The 19,387-nt window shown below is 33.0% G+C and carries 25 protein-coding genes; 4 read left to right on the top strand and 21 right to left on the bottom strand.

Going from position 1 to position 19,387, the window contains the following annotated elements:
• Positions 1 to 62: 62 nt before the first annotated feature.
• The 3 genes from uppP to KF896_06170 all read right to left on the bottom strand — a co-directional run bounded on the left by uppP (position 63) and on the right by KF896_06170 (position 3,181).
• Entirely contained in the window at positions 63 to 902 is an 840-nt protein-coding gene (gene uppP / locus KF896_06180) for an undecaprenyl-diphosphatase UppP (GenBank protein ID MBX3043286.1), read from the bottom strand.
• 17 nt (positions 903 to 919) lie between these two features.
• A complete protein-coding gene (locus KF896_06175; protein MBX3043285.1) occupies positions 920 to 2,134 on the bottom strand; it encodes a tyrosine--tRNA ligase in 1,215 nt (404 codons plus the stop codon).
• Positions 2,135 to 2,218: 84 nt separating this feature from the next.
• Positions 2,219 to 3,181: a hypothetical protein gene (locus KF896_06170; GenBank protein ID MBX3043284.1), complete on the bottom strand. Its 963-nt coding sequence runs from the start codon at positions 3,179 to 3,181 to the stop codon at positions 2,219 to 2,221.
• A 403-nt stretch (positions 3,182 to 3,584) separates the two neighbouring features.
• Here KF896_06170 and KF896_06165 point away from each other — a divergent pair, with 403 nt between their 5' ends.
• Both KF896_06165 and cydB read left to right on the top strand, forming a co-directional pair.
• The gene (locus KF896_06165) at positions 3,585 to 4,940 is read left to right on the top strand and encodes a cytochrome ubiquinol oxidase subunit I (protein MBX3043283.1); all 1,356 of its coding nucleotides are present in this window, start codon (positions 3,585 to 3,587) and stop codon (positions 4,938 to 4,940) included.
• 15 nt (positions 4,941 to 4,955) lie between these two features.
• Complete coding sequence (gene cydB, locus KF896_06160; protein ID MBX3043282.1) at positions 4,956 to 5,984, top strand: cytochrome d ubiquinol oxidase subunit II; 1,029 nt, start codon at positions 4,956 to 4,958, stop codon at positions 5,982 to 5,984.
• Between the two features lie 259 nt (positions 5,985 to 6,243).
• Here the strand turns inward: cydB and KF896_06155 are convergent, their stop codons facing one another.
• Positions 6,244 to 6,777, bottom strand: coding sequence for an NADH-quinone oxidoreductase subunit C (locus KF896_06155; protein ID MBX3043281.1), 534 nt, complete (start codon positions 6,775 to 6,777; stop codon positions 6,244 to 6,246).
• Positions 6,778 to 6,917: 140 nt separating this feature from the next.
• On the opposite strand from KF896_06155, the gene KF896_06150 reads away from it, so the two are divergent.
• Positions 6,918 to 8,543 carry a mechanosensitive ion channel family protein gene (locus tag KF896_06150; protein ID MBX3043280.1) on the top strand — a complete coding sequence of 542 codons (1,626 nt, stop codon included), beginning with the start codon at positions 6,918 to 6,920 and terminating at the stop codon, positions 8,541 to 8,543.
• 120 nt (positions 8,544 to 8,663) lie between these two features.
• On the opposite strand, the gene bshB1 is transcribed toward KF896_06150, so the two are convergent.
• Positions 8,664 to 9,410 (bottom strand): bacillithiol biosynthesis deacetylase BshB1, encoded by a 747-nt coding sequence (bshB1, locus tag KF896_06145; GenBank protein ID MBX3043279.1) that lies wholly within the window; start codon positions 9,408 to 9,410, stop codon positions 8,664 to 8,666.
• Between the two features lie 2 nt (positions 9,411 to 9,412).
• On the bottom strand, positions 9,413 to 10,342 hold the full coding sequence (gene menA / locus KF896_06140; protein MBX3043278.1) for a 1,4-dihydroxy-2-naphthoate octaprenyltransferase: 930 nt from the start codon (positions 10,340 to 10,342) through the stop codon (positions 9,413 to 9,415).
• 238 nt (positions 10,343 to 10,580) lie between these two features.
• On the opposite strand from menA, the gene KF896_06135 reads away from it, so the two are divergent.
• Positions 10,581 to 11,180: a class I SAM-dependent methyltransferase gene (locus KF896_06135; GenBank protein ID MBX3043277.1), complete on the top strand. Its 600-nt coding sequence runs from the start codon at positions 10,581 to 10,583 to the stop codon at positions 11,178 to 11,180.
• Between the two features lie 106 nt (positions 11,181 to 11,286).
• Here the strand turns inward: KF896_06135 and KF896_06130 are convergent, their stop codons facing one another.
• From KF896_06130 to KF896_06060, 15 genes are all read right to left on the bottom strand, one after another.
• A complete protein-coding gene (locus KF896_06130; GenBank protein ID MBX3043276.1) occupies positions 11,287 to 11,553 on the bottom strand; it encodes a hypothetical protein in 267 nt (88 codons plus the stop codon).
• 13 nt (positions 11,554 to 11,566) lie between these two features.
• Positions 11,567 to 12,091, bottom strand: coding sequence for a hypothetical protein (locus KF896_06125; GenBank protein ID MBX3043275.1), 525 nt, complete (start codon positions 12,089 to 12,091; stop codon positions 11,567 to 11,569).
• Entirely contained in the window at positions 12,079 to 13,146 is a 1,068-nt protein-coding gene (locus KF896_06120; GenBank protein MBX3043274.1) for an RHS repeat-associated core domain-containing protein, read from the bottom strand. The genes KF896_06125 and KF896_06120 overlap by 13 nt, the downstream gene beginning before the upstream one ends.
• Positions 13,146 to 14,027, bottom strand: a complete 882-nt coding sequence (locus KF896_06115; GenBank protein ID MBX3043273.1) for a hypothetical protein — start codon at positions 14,025 to 14,027, stop codon at positions 13,146 to 13,148. The genes KF896_06120 and KF896_06115 overlap by 1 nt, the downstream gene beginning before the upstream one ends.
• The gene (locus KF896_06110; protein ID MBX3043272.1) at positions 14,014 to 14,916 is read right to left on the bottom strand and encodes a hypothetical protein; all 903 of its coding nucleotides are present in this window, start codon (positions 14,914 to 14,916) and stop codon (positions 14,014 to 14,016) included. The genes KF896_06115 and KF896_06110 overlap by 14 nt, the downstream gene beginning before the upstream one ends.
• Before the next feature lie 36 nt (positions 14,917 to 14,952).
• The gene (locus KF896_06105; GenBank protein ID MBX3043271.1) at positions 14,953 to 15,303 is read right to left on the bottom strand and encodes a type II toxin-antitoxin system PemK/MazF family toxin; all 351 of its coding nucleotides are present in this window, start codon (positions 15,301 to 15,303) and stop codon (positions 14,953 to 14,955) included.
• Positions 15,293 to 15,517 carry a hypothetical protein gene (locus tag KF896_06100; GenBank protein MBX3043270.1) on the bottom strand — a complete coding sequence of 75 codons (225 nt, stop codon included), beginning with the start codon at positions 15,515 to 15,517 and terminating at the stop codon, positions 15,293 to 15,295. The genes KF896_06105 and KF896_06100 overlap by 11 nt, the downstream gene beginning before the upstream one ends.
• Positions 15,518 to 15,552: 35 nt before the next feature.
• Entirely contained in the window at positions 15,553 to 15,714 is a 162-nt protein-coding gene (locus tag KF896_06095) for a hypothetical protein (protein ID MBX3043269.1), read from the bottom strand.
• Between the two features lie 55 nt (positions 15,715 to 15,769).
• Positions 15,770 to 16,021, bottom strand: a complete 252-nt coding sequence (locus KF896_06090) for a DUF2442 domain-containing protein (GenBank protein ID MBX3043268.1) — start codon at positions 16,019 to 16,021, stop codon at positions 15,770 to 15,772.
• Between the two features lie 2 nt (positions 16,022 to 16,023).
• Positions 16,024 to 16,272: a DUF4160 domain-containing protein gene (locus KF896_06085; protein ID MBX3043267.1), complete on the bottom strand. Its 249-nt coding sequence runs from the start codon at positions 16,270 to 16,272 to the stop codon at positions 16,024 to 16,026.
• 69 nt (positions 16,273 to 16,341) lie between these two features.
• The gene (locus KF896_06080) at positions 16,342 to 16,551 is read right to left on the bottom strand and encodes a hypothetical protein (protein ID MBX3043266.1); all 210 of its coding nucleotides are present in this window, start codon (positions 16,549 to 16,551) and stop codon (positions 16,342 to 16,344) included.
• Between the two features lie 15 nt (positions 16,552 to 16,566).
• Positions 16,567 to 17,226 (bottom strand): hypothetical protein, encoded by a 660-nt coding sequence (locus KF896_06075; GenBank protein MBX3043265.1) that lies wholly within the window; start codon positions 17,224 to 17,226, stop codon positions 16,567 to 16,569.
• Entirely contained in the window at positions 17,223 to 17,900 is a 678-nt protein-coding gene (locus KF896_06070; protein ID MBX3043264.1) for a hypothetical protein, read from the bottom strand. Before KF896_06070 ends, KF896_06075 begins: the two co-directional genes overlap by 4 nt.
• Before the next feature lie 136 nt (positions 17,901 to 18,036).
• Positions 18,037 to 18,576 (bottom strand): hypothetical protein, encoded by a 540-nt coding sequence (locus KF896_06065; protein MBX3043263.1) that lies wholly within the window; start codon positions 18,574 to 18,576, stop codon positions 18,037 to 18,039.
• Positions 18,577 to 18,588: 12 nt separating this feature from the next.
• The coding region (locus KF896_06060; protein MBX3043262.1) for a hypothetical protein at positions 18,589 to 19,387 on the bottom strand (799 nt) is incomplete at its 5' end.

The raw sequence follows: 19,387 nt of genomic DNA, 5'->3' as shown, positions 1-19,387 counted from the left end.
TAACACATCAACTCAAAAAAAATCTCATAAAAAATGATTTTTTCTTGAAATATATAACATTTCTAAAAATGATTTATGAACAACAAAATTAATACACCGGCGATAATTCTATATATTACAAAAAGATAAGTAGAATTATTCTTCAAATAGCTGATTAAAAAATGTATAGCCCAGTAACCACTAATTCCCGATACAATGGTTGCAATTATAATATTTATTGCATCACCACCCGTCAGGTATGGTATTGACTCCTTGACTCCAAGCAATCCGCTGGCAAGAATTGCCGGAATGCTAAGTAGAAATGAAAACCTTGCAGCAGTTTCTCTGGTCATCCCAAGAAAAAGTCCGGCTGTGATTGTAGTGCCGGAGCGGGATGAACCTGGAATTAAAGCAACGCACTGAGCCAAACCAACCAGAATTGAATCTTTAATTGTGATTTTTTCTAAATCTTTTTTAAAATTCGCAGTTTTCTCTGCAATAAATAATATTATACCCAATACAATCAGGCTTGTAGCTATTACATTCAGCTCCTTTGTAAAACTTCCCTCAATAAAATCTTTAAATGCAAGCCCTGCAATTACAATTGGTATTGTTCCGAGAATAATCATCCAGCCCATTCTTGAATCTAAGCTTTGCTCGGAATATTTCGTGCGATTTTTAGAAAAATTTTCAGTTAAAAATGATTTGGGAATACCAACAATTTCACGTTTGAAATATATAAAAACTGCAGCTAATGTACCAAGTTGAATCATTGCGATAAATGCTGTCCAGCGTTCTGGATTATCTTCTGAAATCAGCCCCATAAGTTTCCCTGCTACAGTAAGATGTGCTGTACTGCTAATAGGAATGAATTCTGTCAGTCCTTGAATTATTCCAAGAATAATTGCTTCAATAATGGTCAAATTAATATCCGTAAAAATTAAACCTGCACATATAAAAACTTTCTTTTTCCAACTTTAAGTAATTTCTTTTCAACTAAATTTACTTTGGAAAACGGGTCAGTTTGCTTCTCACCGTCTATATAAACTCCACCTTGTTCAATTAACCTTCTTGACTCTTTCTTCGAAGGTGCAAGATTTGTTGAAACAAGTAAATCAGCAAGAGGCATTTCGCTGCTTTCTATATCCAATTTCATTTCATCAATTACATCAGGCACATCTTTGTTAACAAAAATGCGTTCAAATTCATCAAAAGCAGATTTTGCTTGTTCAGAACCATGATATAATTCCACAATCTTCATAGCTGTATTTACTTTTGCATTTCTTGGGTGGACGCTTCCATCCTTCAAACCTTCTTCAACTGCTTTAATTTCTTCATTTGTAAAAAATGCGGCATAAAGCATATATCTTGTAATCATATCATCAGGAATTGACATAGTCTTTCCGAACATATCTTTTGGAGAGTCCGTTAGGGCAATATAATTATCAAGAGATTTAGACATTTTTTGCACGCCGTCAGTACCTTCAAGTATTGGCATTGTGAGTATGCACTGAGCAGGGACACCATATTGTTTCTGAAGCTCTCTGCCTACAAGTAAATTGAATTTCTGGTCTGTACCGCCAAGCTCAACATCAGATTTAATCACTACGGAATCCATACCCTGAGCGAGCGGATAGAGAAATTCGTGAATACTTATGGGTGTACTGCTTTTGTATCGGTTGCTGAAATCATCACGTTCGAGCATCTGAGCCACCGTATAGTTTGAGGCGAGCTTGACAACATCAACAAAATTCATTGAATTCAGCCATTCAGAATTATATTTAACATATAAGCGGTCATTTCTCAGAATGATAGTCGCCTGGTCAATATATGACTGACCGTATTCCTTGGTTTGCTCAAGTGTAAGCTGAGGACGGGTTTTAGATTTTCCGGTAGGGTCACCTATCATAGCTGTGAAATCACCTATGATTAAAGTTGCCTCATGTCCTAAATCCTGAAACTGACGCATTTTATGAAGTACAACTGCATGACCGATGTGCAAATCTGGACGGCTCGGGTCAGCTCCAAGCTTTATATTTAGTGGTAAATTTTTCTTAATTGAATTTTCAATCTTTTCAGCTAATTCACTTTCAGGTAAAAGGTCAACAACACCTTGCCTGATTAAATCCATCTGTTCATTTAATCCCGGAAACATAGGTTTTCTCACAAGAAGATATAGAAAATTATAAAAAATTTAGTATTTTAAAATCAGAGTAATTAATAAAAATATGACTGAAAATCAGCCGATATATTTGCCATTATGGACAATTAATTCTTCATCAATAAAAATATTCGGTCTGTTGAAAACGCAACCAATACGATTAGCAACATCAATTGTGCCACCAAGATTAATATTTCTCCCCAAACCAAGATATGCAGTCCCTGAACTTAATTCATCCTCGTAATATCCACCGGTAAGATTAGCTTTGTAATTAGTACCAATGCCGAATTCTCCAATTTGCTTTACTTCGTCACCATACTTAGCAAGGATTTTCATTAAACTTTTAACTTCGCTTCCTTCACCGGAAACATTAATAAGTAATCCATCTAAAAATTCAAATTTGATAGGATTTGTAATTAATCCGATACCTTCAATTGAACCATCAATATTAATCACTCCCGTTACCTTACGTGGTTCGGGAATAACAAATACTTTCCCTGAAGGAATAAATCCGGTATCTCCAATAGTTTTCAGGACACCTGTGTTAGCTGTTACAGGCATATTCTTAATCGGAATTGAAAGATTTGTACCTGATCGGGTTTCAATTCTTACTATTGATGTTTTCTCGAAATTTGTTTTGATACTTTCACTTATGTTGGTGATTTTTTCATGATCAATTCCAAGGCATCTCGACAACGCCTCTTCATCAATATTGGGAACAAGTCCGACCCTAACACCAAGATTTGAAACCTCATAGAGTGCTCTTGTATCATAGAAATTCATACCTGATGCGTTAATTACAACATCAACAGATTTCATTGATTCCCGCAGTATATCAGGTGGCTCTAATTCATAATGTTCTTTTGCTTTAAGCTCTAAGTAGAAGACTTCTTCGCAAATTTTCTTGGCAGAATCATGCAGGGATAATCCAAGCTCCTGCCTTTTGTCGTCTGCAATTATTAAAATTGATTCGTCTTCATACAATCCGATAAAATCTTTAAGCAAAGTATTAACTGCTCTTTTTAATTTTAAAGATGCCATATTGTTTATTCGGTTTTTAGAAATTCGTATTAAATTTGTATGCGAATATAAGGAAAATTATCATAATTAAATAATATTTTTATAAATTTTGTAATAATTCGTTACTAAAATTCATTTTTCACGATGAAATTGCTTCAGAATGTAAAATCTGACATTGAAATTTGTGATTTATAAATAGTTATGAATGTAAATATACTATAATACAATTCTGTGATATTTATTAATAATAAATTAATTATAGTCAATTTAAATAGTGATTATGAGATTTTTTCTCCATTTTTTGTTACGAGTTTACAAATAATAACAAAATATTTGGCAGTAAATAAGATTTTATTTAATTTTGCAAAATACATTTCAGCAATATTGCTGAAGCGTTATATTGTGGCATTAACGGAGAAATATAATGGATGTTGAGATATTATCACGATTGCAATTTGCCTTCACTATAATGTTTCATTATATATATCCACCGATGAGTATCGGACTTGGAGTAGTTCTGGTATTTATGGAGGGTATGTACCTCAAAACAAAAAATCCGATGTACGAAAAAATGACAAAATTCTGGGTAAAAATATTTGCTCTGATTTTTGCAATGGGTGTTGCAACCGGAATAGTCATGGAATTTGAGTTCGGTACAAATTGGGCTACATATTCCCGTTTTGTAGGTGATGTTTTTGGCAGCGCATTGGCTGCTGAAGGTATTTTTGCGTTCTTTTTAGAATCAGGATTTCTTGCAATTTTGTTATTCGGTTGGGATAAAGTTGGTCCAAAGATGCACTTTTTCTCGACCATTATGGTCGCAACCGGCGCCCACATGAGTGCAGTATGGATTGTTGTTGCTAACTCATGGATGCAAACGCCTACAGGTTATCATATTGTAGGTGAAGGGATAATGGCACGTGCAGAAATAACAGATTTCTGGGCGATGGTGTTTAATCCCTCCAGCATAGAGAGACTTAGCCATACAATTGGTGGAGCATGGATTTGCGGTGCATTTCTTGTGATGAGTGTCAGTGCCTATTATTTAATCAAAAAAAGGCACGTAGATTCTTCAAAATCAGCTTTTAAGATAGCACTTTTTTTTGCTGCATTTGCTTCTTTGTTGCAGCTTTTTACAGGGCATAGTAGTGCTGTTCAGGTTGCAGAGTATCAGCCTGCAAAACTTGCCGCTTTCGAAGGGCATTACAATACTGAACCAGGGGATTTATATCTTTTTGGCTGGGTCTTCGATGATGAGCAGAAAGTTGTTGGTGTGAAAGTTCCGGGAATGTTGTCATTCCTTGTTTATTTCGATGCTTCAAAGCCTGTAACCGGACTAAATGACTTTCCTCCGGAGGACAGACCACCTGTAAATCTTGTATTCCAGACATATCATATTATGATTGCTTTGGGAATGTTTTTTATAGCTTTTACATTAATCGGAGTATTTCTTTTGTGGCGTGGCAAATTGTTTGACACTGAATTATATCTGAAAATCGCTGTCGCATCAGTATTACTTCCGCATATTGCTAATCAGGTTGGTTGGATATCCGCAGAAGTCGGTAGGCAGCCTTGGATAGTATATGGACTGATGCGGACAAGTGAAGGATTATCAAAAGTAGTGTCAGCCGATAATGTATTATTTTCATTGATATTATTTACACTGATTTATGCACTGCTCTTGGTATTGTTTTTATTCCTTTTAAATGGAAAAATCAAACACGGACCGGAAGACTATTTGCAGAATGACAATTCCGATGAATCTGTTAAATCAATTTAAGCATAGGAGGCAAAAATGTACGAAGGTTTGGATTTAAACGCAACGTGGTTTATTTTAGTCGGTGTCTTGCTGACTGGTTATGCAATACTTGATGGTTTCGACCTTGGAGTTGGTGCATTGCATTTATTTGTAAAAGGTGATAAGAATCGCAGAATAATGATTAATTCCATCGGTCCTGTCTGGGATGGCAATGAAGTATGGCTTGTTACCGGTGGTGGTGCTTTATTTGCGGGATTCCCTGATGTTTATGCTACAGTATTTTCATCATTTTATCCGGCTATAATGCTAATACTTGTGGGCATAATATTCAGAGCAGTAGCAATAGAGTTCCGAAGTAAAAATGAGTCAGCAAAATGGCGACAAAGTTGGGATATAGCTTTCAGCGTATCAAGCATTTTGATTGCACTTTTATTTGGAGTAGCACTCGGTAATATTATACAGGGAATTCCGGTTAATGCAGAAAAAGAGGCTTATATTTCCTTTTTTAGCTTAGTTAATCCTTACGCAATACTTGTTGGTGTAACAACTGTTGCATTATTTATGATGCACGGAGCAATCTATGCCGTTATGAAAACCGAAGGCGAGCTTCAAGTTAAAGTGAGGTCGTGGGTGAATAATACAATCATTTTCTTTGTGATATGCTATGTTACTGTAACAATGGCAACATTGATTTATATTCCACACATGATTGATGTTTTCAAGGCACATCCTGAGTATTTTGCACTGGCAATTCTCAATATGCTCGCAGTAGCAAATATACCGAGAGAAATACATAAAGGGCGGGAGTTCATGGCATTTTTGTCATCATCATTCAGTATTGCTGCGTTGTTGGGATTGTTTGCACTCGGAATGTTCCCAAATATTGTTCCATCTACAATAGATACTGCTTATAATTTAACTGCTTATGCTCATTCATCATCACGAAAAACATTGGAAGTAATGATTACTATGGCACTAATAGGCATTCCGTTCGTACTTGCTTATACAACAAGTATTTATTGGGTATTTCGCGGGAAAGTCAAATTAGACAAAATGAGTTATTGAGATTTTTGGGCAGTTGCGAATATTTTATTTGAGCTTAGTAAGAATTATCTAAAGTAGGGTTTTCAGTTTTCTACTTTGCTTAGTTTGATAGATATACAACTGATATGAAATTTTGTCATCAGAATCAAATTTTTGTACTCACTTAATTCTAATTTCTGATATAAAAATACCTTTAAACTGATGCATAAAACATCTTTTTAAAGGTATTTTTTCTAATAATGAATTCGTCATAAAATATCTACGGAAAACCATTACAAAATCAAATCAGCTCGCCATATTTTTCAGGATAAGGGGGCAATGGCAGTGAATCCGGCACACCCATAAGAGGGAAATCTTTTCTAAGCGGGAAAATTGGTTCGCCTGAATCAGGATCAACATAATCTTCCGGCATATAAAATCTGCGAAGTCCAGGGTGTCCGTCGAAAATGATACCATACATATCGTAAGTTTCTCTCTCGTACCAGTTAGCTGCTTCCCAAACACCTGTTACAGTTGGGCAGTGTATGTCTTTCTCGCTTATTGGCACTTTAAGTCGTAATCTTGCTGAATGTTTGATAGAATAAAGAATATATACCACTTCAAAGCGGCTTTCTTTTTTCTTAAGCCAATCAATTGCTGTAACATCTATCAATAATTCAAATGAAGTATCAGGATTGTCTCTGACTAATAAAGCTGTTTCAACAATTTTGTCTTTCGGCACAATGACTGACAACTGGTCTCTATGCTCATAAATTTCATATTCAGAACAAACTTCGCCTATGACATTAAGTATAGTTTCTTTGTTAAGCGGCATAATATTTCCAAAATTATTCAATATTCAAAATTTAAAAATGCAAAAAATTTTTCATTTAATGAAATTTATTGTAAATTAACAATATATTTTTTGCCAATTTTTTAAAAACTAATGTAAAATTAATCTATTTTAAAATCATTATGACAAGAAAAATAATAATTTATTGCCTGTTAATATTATCTGCTTTCCTGATATTTTATTCATTATATGGAAACAATAGCTCATCGAATGAGGAAGCGCGTTTTGATTCACCCTATTCCAGTGTTCATACACATTTAGCATTTTTACAAAAAGATAATTACCAGCCTCAAATAGCAGCGAAATCACTTAATACAACAAGAGTTAGTCCTGAAATGGCTGATGATTTAGCAATTAAGTTGAAGAGAATATTCGACGGAAAAGGGCTTTTAGTAGTAATGGAAAGAATTCCAACTGACCCAAAATACTTTGATAGCTTAGCATCTGAACACAGATTTCAACTGTTTCCTGAACTACCTGACATCAATTTGGTTAAATATGGCGACAAATGGCTTTATTCGCTTGAAACTGTATCAAAAATTGATGAACTTTACAAATCAACTTATCCTATAGATACTTACACATATATAGATGCCTTACCTGCAATTTGGAAAAGCAGTTTCTTTGGAATTCAGATTTGGCAAATTGCAGGAATTATTCTGCTTGCAATATTTTGCTACGGATTATACTTCATATTTTACTGGATTTTCGGATATTTTTTGGTGAAATTTTCCTCACGCTTTTTCAAGAAGGAATTATACAGCCGATATATTTATCCTGTGTCCAAACCTTTCAGTATTTTTCTTATGTTCTGGGTATTTGGCGAGTCTGTCTCTCTATTAGGTTTACCTGTTAAAATATCTTACTCTATAGGATTAATCATCAGAGCGATTCAGCCGATTCTGATAACTATAATGATCTTCAGGCTCAGTGAGTTTGTAGTTGACTTATTCAGTTCATTTGCAGACAAAACCGAATCTACAATTGATAACCAACTTGTACCATTTTTAAGAAAAGGATTGAGGGTTGTAATTGTTATATTGGGTGTGCTTTATTTTTTCAATAGTATTGGCTTGGATATTACTCCGCTTATTGCAGGTGTATCAATTGGTGGTTTGGCTTTTGCACTTGCAGCTCAGGATACAGTCAAAAACTTGTTTGGCTCTCTTACAATATTTACTGACCAGCCTTTTGCAATTGGTGACTGGATTGTTTCAGATGGTGCTGAAGGTACTGTTGAGGAAGTAGGGATACGCTCAACACGCATCCGAACATTCTACAACTCATTAATTTCTATACCAAATGGCAAGCTTGCAGATGCTAAAATTGACAATATGGGGCGTCGGCAATATCGCAGATATGTCAGCAAACTATCAGTAACTTATGATACACCTCCGGAGCTTATTGACGCTTTTGTTCTTGGCTTGAGAAAGATTGTAGCCGAACATCCAGACACACGCAAAGATTTCCATCAGATTCATCTTAATGATTTTGCTGATTCTTCTATTCAGGTACTATTTTATATCTTTTTTGATGTACCGGATTGGTCCGCCGAACTAAAAGCCAGACATGAAGTAATTTCAGAGGTTATTAAGCTTGCAGCTTATCTCAATATCAGATTTTCCTTTCCTACACAAACAGTTCATGTTGAAGATTTTCCGGATAAGCAGAGCAAAACACCAATTTATCAGATAGATAGCATATCTTCAAAAAAACTTATAGATAGTTATCAGCCATTTTCAAAGTAATTTATGATTTGAATTGATTTTGAAAGAGATAGGCTTGGTTTCAATTTCGAATAGTTATATATTGTCAGTTGTTACAATTTTGTAAATGATATTCTTGTAACAACTGACATAAAAAAAATATTAAAGCAATTTTGACAGACTATCAAGAATTACAGGTTCAACACTTAGATATGCTTCAGCATATTTAACACCATTGAGACCTCCTAAATAGCGTGCTCTAGCAACAAGTTCTTCCATAAATTCGGGTGAAGCAAGTCTTGTGCGGGGTTCGTTTTCATATTTACCGGGTACAAATACCTGAGAAGAGAATGCTTCAATAGCCTGAATTTTTATATGATGAACATCGCTAATGTCAACAAAGAAATCCGGCGGCTTTGGAAACTGGTATGCCTGCATATATGAAAATATTCTGCGTGTTCGATATGTTTCCTGCAGGATTCCATTATCTTTCGTCTCAAATTTCCTAAGTCCACATTTGAAAAGAGCATCCCGAACCAAATAATGAGTGTTTTCATGGTCGGGATGCCTCTCAAACCAAGGGTGCATCAATATCATTCTCGGGCGGTACTTTCTTACAACGCTTACGATTTTATATATACTTTCTTCATCATTTCTGATGAAGCCGTCACGCATTTCAAGATTAATTCTATCACTGACTCCGAGAATTTTTGCTGCTGCCTGAGCTTCTTCTTCTCGTAATTCGGGATTACCACGTGTTCCCATTTCGCCGCGTGTTAAGTCAACAAGGACGACTTTTTTACCTTCCTTTGTCAACTTCGCAATTGTGCCGCCACAACATAATTCAGCATCATCGGGGTGTGCCCCTATGACCATACAATCGTAATTACCCTCAAACTGATCTGTCATTTTTAAACCAATACTCCGATTAGAATACCGATTGAATAAAGAACACCAAACATCAAATTATGCTGAGCGGTGCGCACATCGCCAATCATAATTTCTTCTGGTTTATTTTCGTCAGCTTTGGAAATAAATTTAACATTATCAATTGCTGGCTTGATTGAGATAAGAACAATCAGCGTCCAAGGAGTCAGAAATCCGAGAGCTACCATGATTACAACACTTGCAAAAGCTCCAAAAATAAGAAAATAATATTCTCCGACTGATGCTTTTACACCCAAAAGTGTAGCCATTGTTGAAACTTTAGCTTGTCTGTCATGTTTAATATCTCTGATATTATTTGCAGTTAGTATTGCTACTGTCAGAAGACCAATCGGAATGCTGACAAAGAATGTATTATAATCAAGATTGCCTGTAAGTGCAGTGTTTGTACCTAATACCATCATCGGACCAAACATCAGAAATACGAATATATCGCCTAAAGCATAATACTTATACGCCACATTGAAACCTGTATATAGTAAACCTCCGAGAAGACCAATTATACCAATTACGAATATTGGCAAGCCATGATAATAAACAAGTATCATACCAAGGGCAAAACCAATAGCAAACATTAAAAGACCGCCATTTAGAACCGCTTTAGGACTTAGAAGCCCTTCGACTATGATTCTGCTCGAACCATAGCTTTCATCTATATCAACACCTTTTTTGTAATCAAAATAATCATTTACCATATTCGAACCGGCATGAAAAAGTACACCTGCTATCAATATTACAGGTACCAATTCCCAGTAAACAGTTCCCGTACTTGCCGCAAGAGTCCACATAATACCAACAAGCATCGGGACAACTGATGCAGGAAATGAAAATGTACGAGCCGCTTGAATCCACAGACTTAGCTGACTGCGTTCAGAAGTAGCAATTGCTGATGACATATATATTCCTTAAATTAGTTATAAAATCAACTGAAAATTATTTAACTACTTATTTTTTCATTTATTGTTTCTTAAGTGCAAGTTGATGATTTCTAAAAGTATTTTGACTGAATAATTGTTGGATTCATAAATGGTAATCAATATATTAAGAAAATTTTTTTCTATAAATTCATAAAAAATTAAATCAATATTATCAGCAAAATTCGTCAAGTAAATTTTATAATAATTTTGTATGAAAATGGATAATTTTTGGAATAACAGGTATTCGGAATCAGATTTTGCTTACGGCAAGGAGCCGAATGAATATTTTAAATCAAAAATTGACTCTCTTGAGCAGGGAAAAGTTTTACTTCCAGCTGAAGGTGAAGGAAGAAATGCCGTTTATGCCGCTTTAAAAGGTTGGGAAGCTACTGCATTCGACATGAGTAAAACCGGAAGACAAAAAGCCCTTCAGCTTGCTTCAGAATCGGCTGTTGAAATTGAATATTTAATTAGCGATGCATCAGAGTTTTCAACTGATAATAAGTATGATGCAATTGGCTTTGTATTTTCTCATTTCGGAAAAGTACAGAATAATAAAATTTATCCAAAACTTGCTAATATGGTTAAATTTGGTGGTCATCTGATTTTTGAATGTTTCTCAATCAAACAAATAGAATATTCTGATATATCCGGCGGACCAAGGGATATTGAAATGCTTTTTACAACAGGAGATATTTTACAATTATTTCCTGATTTTGAAATAATAGACCTTGCTGAAAGAGAGAAAAATCTCAATGAAGGTAAATATCACGTTGGTAAAGCTATAGTAATAAACTTTTTTGGAAGAAAGAAATGATGTACCCACCGGCATTTAATAATTGTATCATGTTAGTTTCGCTTATACCTTTTCATTTTATAATTCTTATATCATTTGAGTGGAATTAAAAAATTATGTTCCAAAATTAATTTAGAAATAAAGCTACATTTACCTCCTTGTAAACCTGATACGGCGTCCACCCATAATACTTCTCCCATAGCGGGTCTATCGCTAATTGAAAATTAAGAATTGACAATTGACAATTACCGATGGTATAATTCGCTATATTATCTTGCCTATTCATTGTCAATTTTCCATTATCAATTTTCAATTTGTAAATGCCCTGCCTTGTAACTCCCAAAGTATCGAGCAACGTTTCACCAAATGATTTATATTTTGTATATCTAATCATTGTATTTACCAAATCAGTCAATCCAAGGTTTATAATGGTTAGTTATAACATTCTTTTTTAAAAAGGGCCAAACAAAAGATAATCTATCTTGGCTAGTAACTTTTAAATTATTGTCAATTAAATGTTCATATTCTATTCTACATAGTTTATTATTTTGATATATTTTTTTTTCAGATACTTCTGTAGATAAGAAGTTTAAGAAATATACTTTATCATCGGCTACTTCATTATCTTTTATTTCAATATCCTCTTCCCAACTGTTCCCAAATAAAATATTATACATTTCAAAGGATTTTTGCTTTGATTTTTTTTGCCCGAAATAGATTGATAAAGGGCAGTGTATATTTTTTTTTGAAATTAATTTTATGTGAATACGAAAACCATTTTTATTCATCTTGATTAAATATGTTGATAAACTTAGATTTAAATCATCATCATTTATAAGTGTTAATAATTTTAATAATTCAAATTGTTTAGAACTTAACAACGTTTCTAATTCAATCAACAGCTGTTTGAAATCCATAATTATTTTTTCCATAAATCCCAATGCCCTCCTCCTTGTTTTCTAAGCCACTGGTTAAAAGGTTTTAGCCATTCCGGAACATTTTTCAAATGTTTTTTATGAGCACCCCAAGCTATTCTAAGATATTCTTCGCCTTGATGGTAACCTGAGCCAATTCTTAACCAATTGCCTTTATTTAAATTAAATAATTTTGATACTAATGATTTACCTATGCCACCACTTACAGAAGCATAAGAAGCCATTTCAAAAGTATTATCATCAATTTTCCCCGTAATATTGCTTATATTAAATTTAAATTCTTCTCCCTCGCTAGTTTCAGCAAATTGAATATTTCCAATTGTCCATAGTGCTGCAATTCCGCTTCCATTCATATCCGACCAGTTTTTTCCATCAGGTAACAAATTACTTCTGTTTGCAAGAATATTCCAATCAGTTTTCCCAGATTTATCTGTTGCAAGCTTTAATACTTTTTCATTTACATAATATCTATCATTCTTAGTACTCTCGTCATTGTCGTTATAAAGAACATCACCAGAAGCATTTTCGAATATCTTCATCCCATCCCAATCCTTCGCCCATATAGGATTATTCATACAATACTGATACGGCGTCCACCCAAAATATTTCTCCCATAGAGGGTCTATAGAATTAAACCGCCCTGTTTCGTAGTCGTATTTTCTTACCCCGTGGTCACCAAGATTATTCTCTACATCTTTCTCTTTACCGATATAGCCCTGCCTTGTAACTCCCAAAGTATCGAGAGTTGTCTCACCAAATGCCGCATACTTTAATAATTGACAATTAAGAATTGATAATTGACAATTACCGATGGTATAGTTCTCAATATTTTCCTGCCTATTCATTGTCAGTTTTTCATTATCAATTGTCAATTTTTGAATGCCCTGCCTTGTAACTCCCAAAGTATCGAGAGTTGTCTCACCAAAAGCTTCGTATTGTTTGAAGTTTAGTAGCGTTCCGTTTTCTTTCATAGTAAATCGTAAAGAACCAAGATAATCATAAAATTTATACTGCTTCTGCCAATTTCCGTCCACGTATTGATGAAATTGCATTATTTTGTCTCAATTTCACAACTAGATTTTAATTTTTGTTGAAAGGTACTGATAATTTTAAGACCATAATATGTTTGAAAATATTTACTCACTACCTTTAAATTAGCTAAATAGATATCTTCCTGAATCTCATTATTATAATCCCATATATCATAATCTCTCATTATTTTGTTAATAGCTTGTGCTCTTTCAAATGATTCATTCTTTATTATTTCAATAAGTTCAATAACATAGATACTATCAATTTTTATATTTGAAGAGAGAGAATTTAACCATGGGCGACTTAATCCTTTCATCATTTCAAAACTTAACTCAATATCGTTTGATATAAATAAACTTGAACTATCTTTAGCAAAAGGGATTTGTAAAAATAAGTTATTCAAATTAAAACTGTTTGTTATTGGGATAAAAGACAGTAATTCAAAATCAATATCATCATTTAAATGAGTAGGCATTTTAAACTTAGCCCTTATTCTTTTTTGGGTATTAGGTTCAATTTGCCATAGTTTTGGGAAAAAATCATAAATTGGACCTGGTGCTTTATCTATCATAGTATTTAAGGATGAATCTAAGGGTGAAATTATAAAGTAATTAACAATATAATTAGAAAGAGGAAATCCACTTGTTAAAGAACCATCTTTTTCGAATACACCATCCATTTCCCATTGAGAAATAGGTATCCAAAAAGTATCAATTGGACTTTGATTCTTTATTAATATTTCCATAAATATCAAACTATCCGTGGATGATGCTTTTGAAGAAATAATGATATTATCAATACTAAAAGATACATAAGTATTTTTTTCTTTAATCGGTTCCTTATTACAGGATATTAAGATTAAAAATAATAGGATTGGTTGAATCTTCTTATTTAGTTGCATTTTCTTCTGCCCTTTCAATTTGTTGTTTCAAAGGTGTATTATGATCTTTACCATTTTCATCATAATTATGAGCAGCAGGTTTGTTTAAATAATAGAACAAAGCGTGACCAAATAACTCATGTGCTGTTATAGCTCCCTTTTTATTATTATTCTCATTGATTAATTTATTAGGTAAAATTACCTGAACATTATTATTTGTAGAAAATTCTTTGACTTTTGGGTCATTTGGAGCATTTGGCAAAAGTGTTATTCCATTAGTCCAAGAATTTACACCAAAGGTCTTGTCTTGTGTTTGATTATTCTCATCCTTCGATTTAAAACTTTGCTGTTCATGTACTTCTATAGTATTCTTATTATTTACCAAATATTGTAAAGCAGCATAGTTGGACATTTTTTCACCTGTTATTAAAGGGGCTACTTTTAAATTAAGTACAACTGTCCCGTTATCTGAAAAACTAATATGACCTCTATATTTACTTTCAACACTATTTAATATATTCGTTCTAGAAGCGGCATCGGCAGCAATGACAACTCGCCCATCCCAGTCCTTCGCCCAGATAGGATTATTCATACAATACTGATATGGCGTCCACCCAAAATATTTCTCCCATAGAGGGTCTATCGAATTAAACCGCCCTGTTTCGTAATCATACTTTCTTACTCCATGGTCACCCAAACCATTCTCTACATCTTTTTCTTTGCCGATGTAACCTTGTCTTGCAAAACCTAAGGTGTCTAAGAGCGTTTCACCATAAGTTGCGTATTGATTGAAATTCAGTAGTGTTCCGTCTGCTTTCATAGTAAATCGTAAAGAACCAAGATAATCATAAAATTTAAACTGCTTCTGCCAATTCCCGTCCACGTATCTGTAAGTAATCCTTGGCGCCATCTCATTGCCATAGACATTGTATTCCGCAGGGTAGAATTACAAATTTTCGGAGGCAATTAGTTTTTCAATTTTTGATGTAACTTTATGAAATGTAATATTGTTAATAATACTAAATTTTTTAACAATTCTACTTTTGCTTACAGTAAATAATTTAGCCGTTTTGATTACAGAATCTTCCGGTAATATGCCAAATTCGAGGTCTTGGTCATTAAATGCAACTGAATATTCATCTGAAAAAGTTTTACTTGTTATTGCCGCAACGACAACATCTTCGCTTTCGTTATTGAATTTATTGTTGCTAATAACAAGAACCGGACGCTTTTTGATTGCAGTTAAATCTGAATATGGAAAAGGTACTAAAACTATTTCACGTTGATTATAAATCATTCCAAAAATCTCCGGAAACTTGCCATTCCTTCAGTTCATTAATAGAAAATTCAGACAAATCTTCAGTATAATTACCAAGATATAATCCGTACCTGCTTTCATACATCAAATCAATTACATCATTCAACTTTCTAAGCAACTCTTGATTTTTAAGAATTTTATTCTCTGTTATCAAAGAATTATATTCCTTTACCGGTATTGCGATCGTTTCCATAACTCTGTTCCAACAACTAAAAAATATAATGAAGTTTAAGTAAATAAAATATTATTAAATATTCGGCGAATTAAATCTACCCGTCTCATAATCATACATCCAACTCCGCCTGCACTGAGCGTAGTCGAAGTGTGGTCACCAAGATTATTCTCTACATCCTTTTCTTTGCCGATATAGCCCTGCCTTGTAACTCCCAAAGTATCAAGAGTTGTCTCACCAAAAGCCGTATATTTAAGAATACTTAAGGAAGTTTCAACTTACGATTTGACCATTTAACCACAACTCTGATTCACTTAAGTCTAATTCATCATCCCATTCAATACCATAGCCTCCCACAGATACTTTTAAATTCTTGAAATAACTAAAATTCTTAAGTTTGGTGAAATTAGAATCATTTAATAAATTCTTAAAATCATATTGCTTTATTTGATTGCTTTCAAAAACAATCTCAATTATATATGGCCTTTTTACAGTAACTTCTAATATTTTTGGGTAATTTTTCATCGTTATTTGAGTCCGGGAAGTTTTTGAAAATTCTGCTTATTCCACATCTCAAGTAATTCAACCTGATACTTCTGCCCCCATTCCTGAACTAATTTAAAAGCTCTTGGAGGCAAATCACCTTCAATCAATTCTAAAGTAGTAATATCAACTAATGCGTTAAACTCACCATAAATAGCATGAATATGGGGAGGATTGTGGTCTCGAAAGAACATTTTGATTATAATTCCATAAAAAGTAGATACTATTGGCATTTCAGATATTCCAAATACTAAAAAACATAATTATAAAGACAAAAACCAAATATATTTATTTTATTGAATTTATGTCGAATTAAACCTACCCGTCTCGTAATCATACTTTCTTACATAACCTGCACTGAGCGTAGTCGAAGTGTGATCACCCAGACCATTCTCTACATCTATCTCTTTACCGATATAGCCCTGCCGTGTAACTCCCAAAGTATCGAGAGTAGTCTCACCAAATGCCGCATATTGTTTGAAGTTTAGAATTTGATTAATAATATTATTCATTAAAAACTTTATCAATTAATTAGTTTTAACACCTATTCCAAATTTGAAGTCATGAAATGATATTGAATTATAAAATTCGTATCTATCTTGATCAATTTTTTCCCAAGAGATACTATCAAGTTTAAGCTCATAGTATATACCTTTGAAATTAGAATACAATTTCAACAAATTATTTTTGCTTAGTGTAGTAAAAACAGTATCAGTAGTGACATCTATCTTATTAGAAATTTGTAAAACAGAATTTGATTTCTTTAGAAAGTCATTTGTATTTTGCTTTTTGTTAACCCAAAGTATAGCAAATCCCATTAGTTCTTGATTGATTACTTTACATCCAATAATACTAAATCCAGGCTTATAAAACTCAATTTCTTCATCAAAAACATAGCTTTGAAATTCTATCTCCAATTCTGAATTTCTAAAATAGTGGTCTGATTTATCATGAGTATACATAAAATTGCAATAACTACTCCAGTAAGGTCTTAGCACCTTGGATTTAAAATTCAGTGTGTAAGAATGTGATCCCTCAAACTTGTTAATTATCTTTATCGGAATTTTGAACTCTTCCTTTGGTAATATAGGTTTTTCTTGAATTTTTATAATTTGTTTACTGTCACAAGATATAATTAGAACTATAATAATTATCAATTTTAATATCAACTTTAGTTTATAATTCATTTTGAAACTCCAATTATTCTTTCTCCTTCTTTTTGCATTATATTAACGACTTCTTCGGCTGTGATTTTTTTGTCTTTCAATCCAATAATTAGATTATCATTGCCATGTAAATAATAGAAAAAATCGCCAGTTTTCAAATTTTCAATCATTTTTTCTTTACTTATATAACCAGCAGTTAACCCTGCACTCCATGCTCCGAATTCTTTTAATCCCATATTATGAACTATCTCATGAAGTGCAGTACCTTCTAATTTATTAAATGCGCCTTCCTTTTTTAAATCATATTCAGTTAAATTTCCACCTACTTCACCCTTACCATAAATATCGGTTGGTAGTTCTTTCTGCAATGCGAATAAATTATTCTTTTCTACAAATTCCGCAATAGCAGGTGCATTTGTTTTCCATTTTTCGTAAAATTCGTGGTTGATTTTTTGAGCTAAATAACCATTTGAATTTCTTTCTATCGTTCCGGTATGTCTATGTTTCTCCTCAGAAATCTCCTTCACCCATTTTCCGTTATCATCGTAATTTGAAATCGGATTATTCATACAATACTGATATGGACTCCATCCAAAATATTTCTCCCACAGCGGATCTATCGCTAATTGACAATTTACAATTGAAAATTGACAATTATTTGATATAATAAGCACTGTATTTTTATCTGTTTTCATTTTCAATTGTCAATTATCAATTGTCAATTTTTGAATGCCCTGCCTTGTAACTCCCAAAGTATCGAGAGTAGTTTCGCCAAATGCTGCATATTGTTTGTAGTTCAAGAGTGTTCCGTCTGCTTTCATAGTAAATCGTTTAATCTGAAATATTATAAGTTGAACTTGTTACATTATATTGCTTACTATAATATTTAACTATATTATTTTTATCATCAAACAAAATATATAATTCAATCATATTCATTTTAATTTCATTATTAAGGTTGGGAGAGACTAATAGACTAATTAAATTGCTTTCAATAATTCCAATATCAATAATATACAGACTTTTATTTTTCGACTGTTTTTCTGGAAGACTTTTACTTATATTAAGGTACTGAGATTTATAAGTATAAATCAACTGATAATTCTTATACATATCAAAAAGTTTTTCATTACTGTAATCAGAATAAAAATATTTATACATATATAATGAAACAAAAGGAATATATGTGCTATCTTTTACAAAAAATGATTCTGTAAAACCATAATTTGCTCCCAAATAATGAATGTACAACGAATCAGTTTTTAGAATATTAAGGCTTTTTTGAATTTTGACATCCAAATTGTCAACTTTAATAATCCTTTCAGATGATTCACATTTATAAGAAAATATGATAAGGATAAATATAATCATGACTTTCATAAGTTATTTTTTCTCTAAATTTTGATTATTAATTAACTGATTAATATCGTCCTGATTTGGCATATCTGTACCTGGGACATAATTTCCAATACCACTTGGTGCATTATCTTTGTTAAAAAAGAATGTATGAAACATTTCGTGAATTGTTCTTCTATTATTATTAAAAGGTTTGTTCATTATAATATCTGACTGATCTAAAGTAACGCCCACAGTAGTTTGTCCATTATTTGGATTAAAATTTCTTTTGTTATTATTATGATCAGTCCAATTAAATTCATCTTGTACAGAATATGTATTGCCTATACTAGTACCCATAAAGCTAAAATCTTCTTTAAAATTAAATGCACCTGATGATGAAATATTTGGTACAGCAGTTAAATCAAATTTAACATCATAGTCTTTATACTCACCATCAGAAACTTTGTAATTTTGAGTGTTTAAGAAGGAATTTGCATTTTGGATATCTGTGGCATCTGTATACATTGTATTGTAAACATACACCGCTGTAACTGTAACAGTTTTACTGACATCATCAACAATTTTAACCGCATCCCTTCCATCCCAATCCTTCGCCCAAATCGGATTATTCATACAATACTGATACGGCGTCCATCCATAATACTTCTCCCACAGTGGGTCTATCGAATTAAACCGCCCTGTCTCGTAGTCATACTTGCGGACACCATGGTCACCGAGATTATTCTCTACATCTTTCTCCTTACCGATATAGCCCTGCCTTGTAACTCCCAAAGTATCGAGAGTTGTCCCACCAAAAGCCGCATATTGCTTGAAGTTCAGTAGT

The organism is Ignavibacteriota bacterium (assembly GCA_019637995.1).
Lineage (GTDB): Bacteria > Bacteroidota > Ignavibacteria > Kapaibacteriales > UBA2268 > JANJTB01.
The sequence above is the reverse complement of the archived record's forward strand: the minus strand, read 5'-3'. Positions and strand labels throughout refer to the sequence as shown.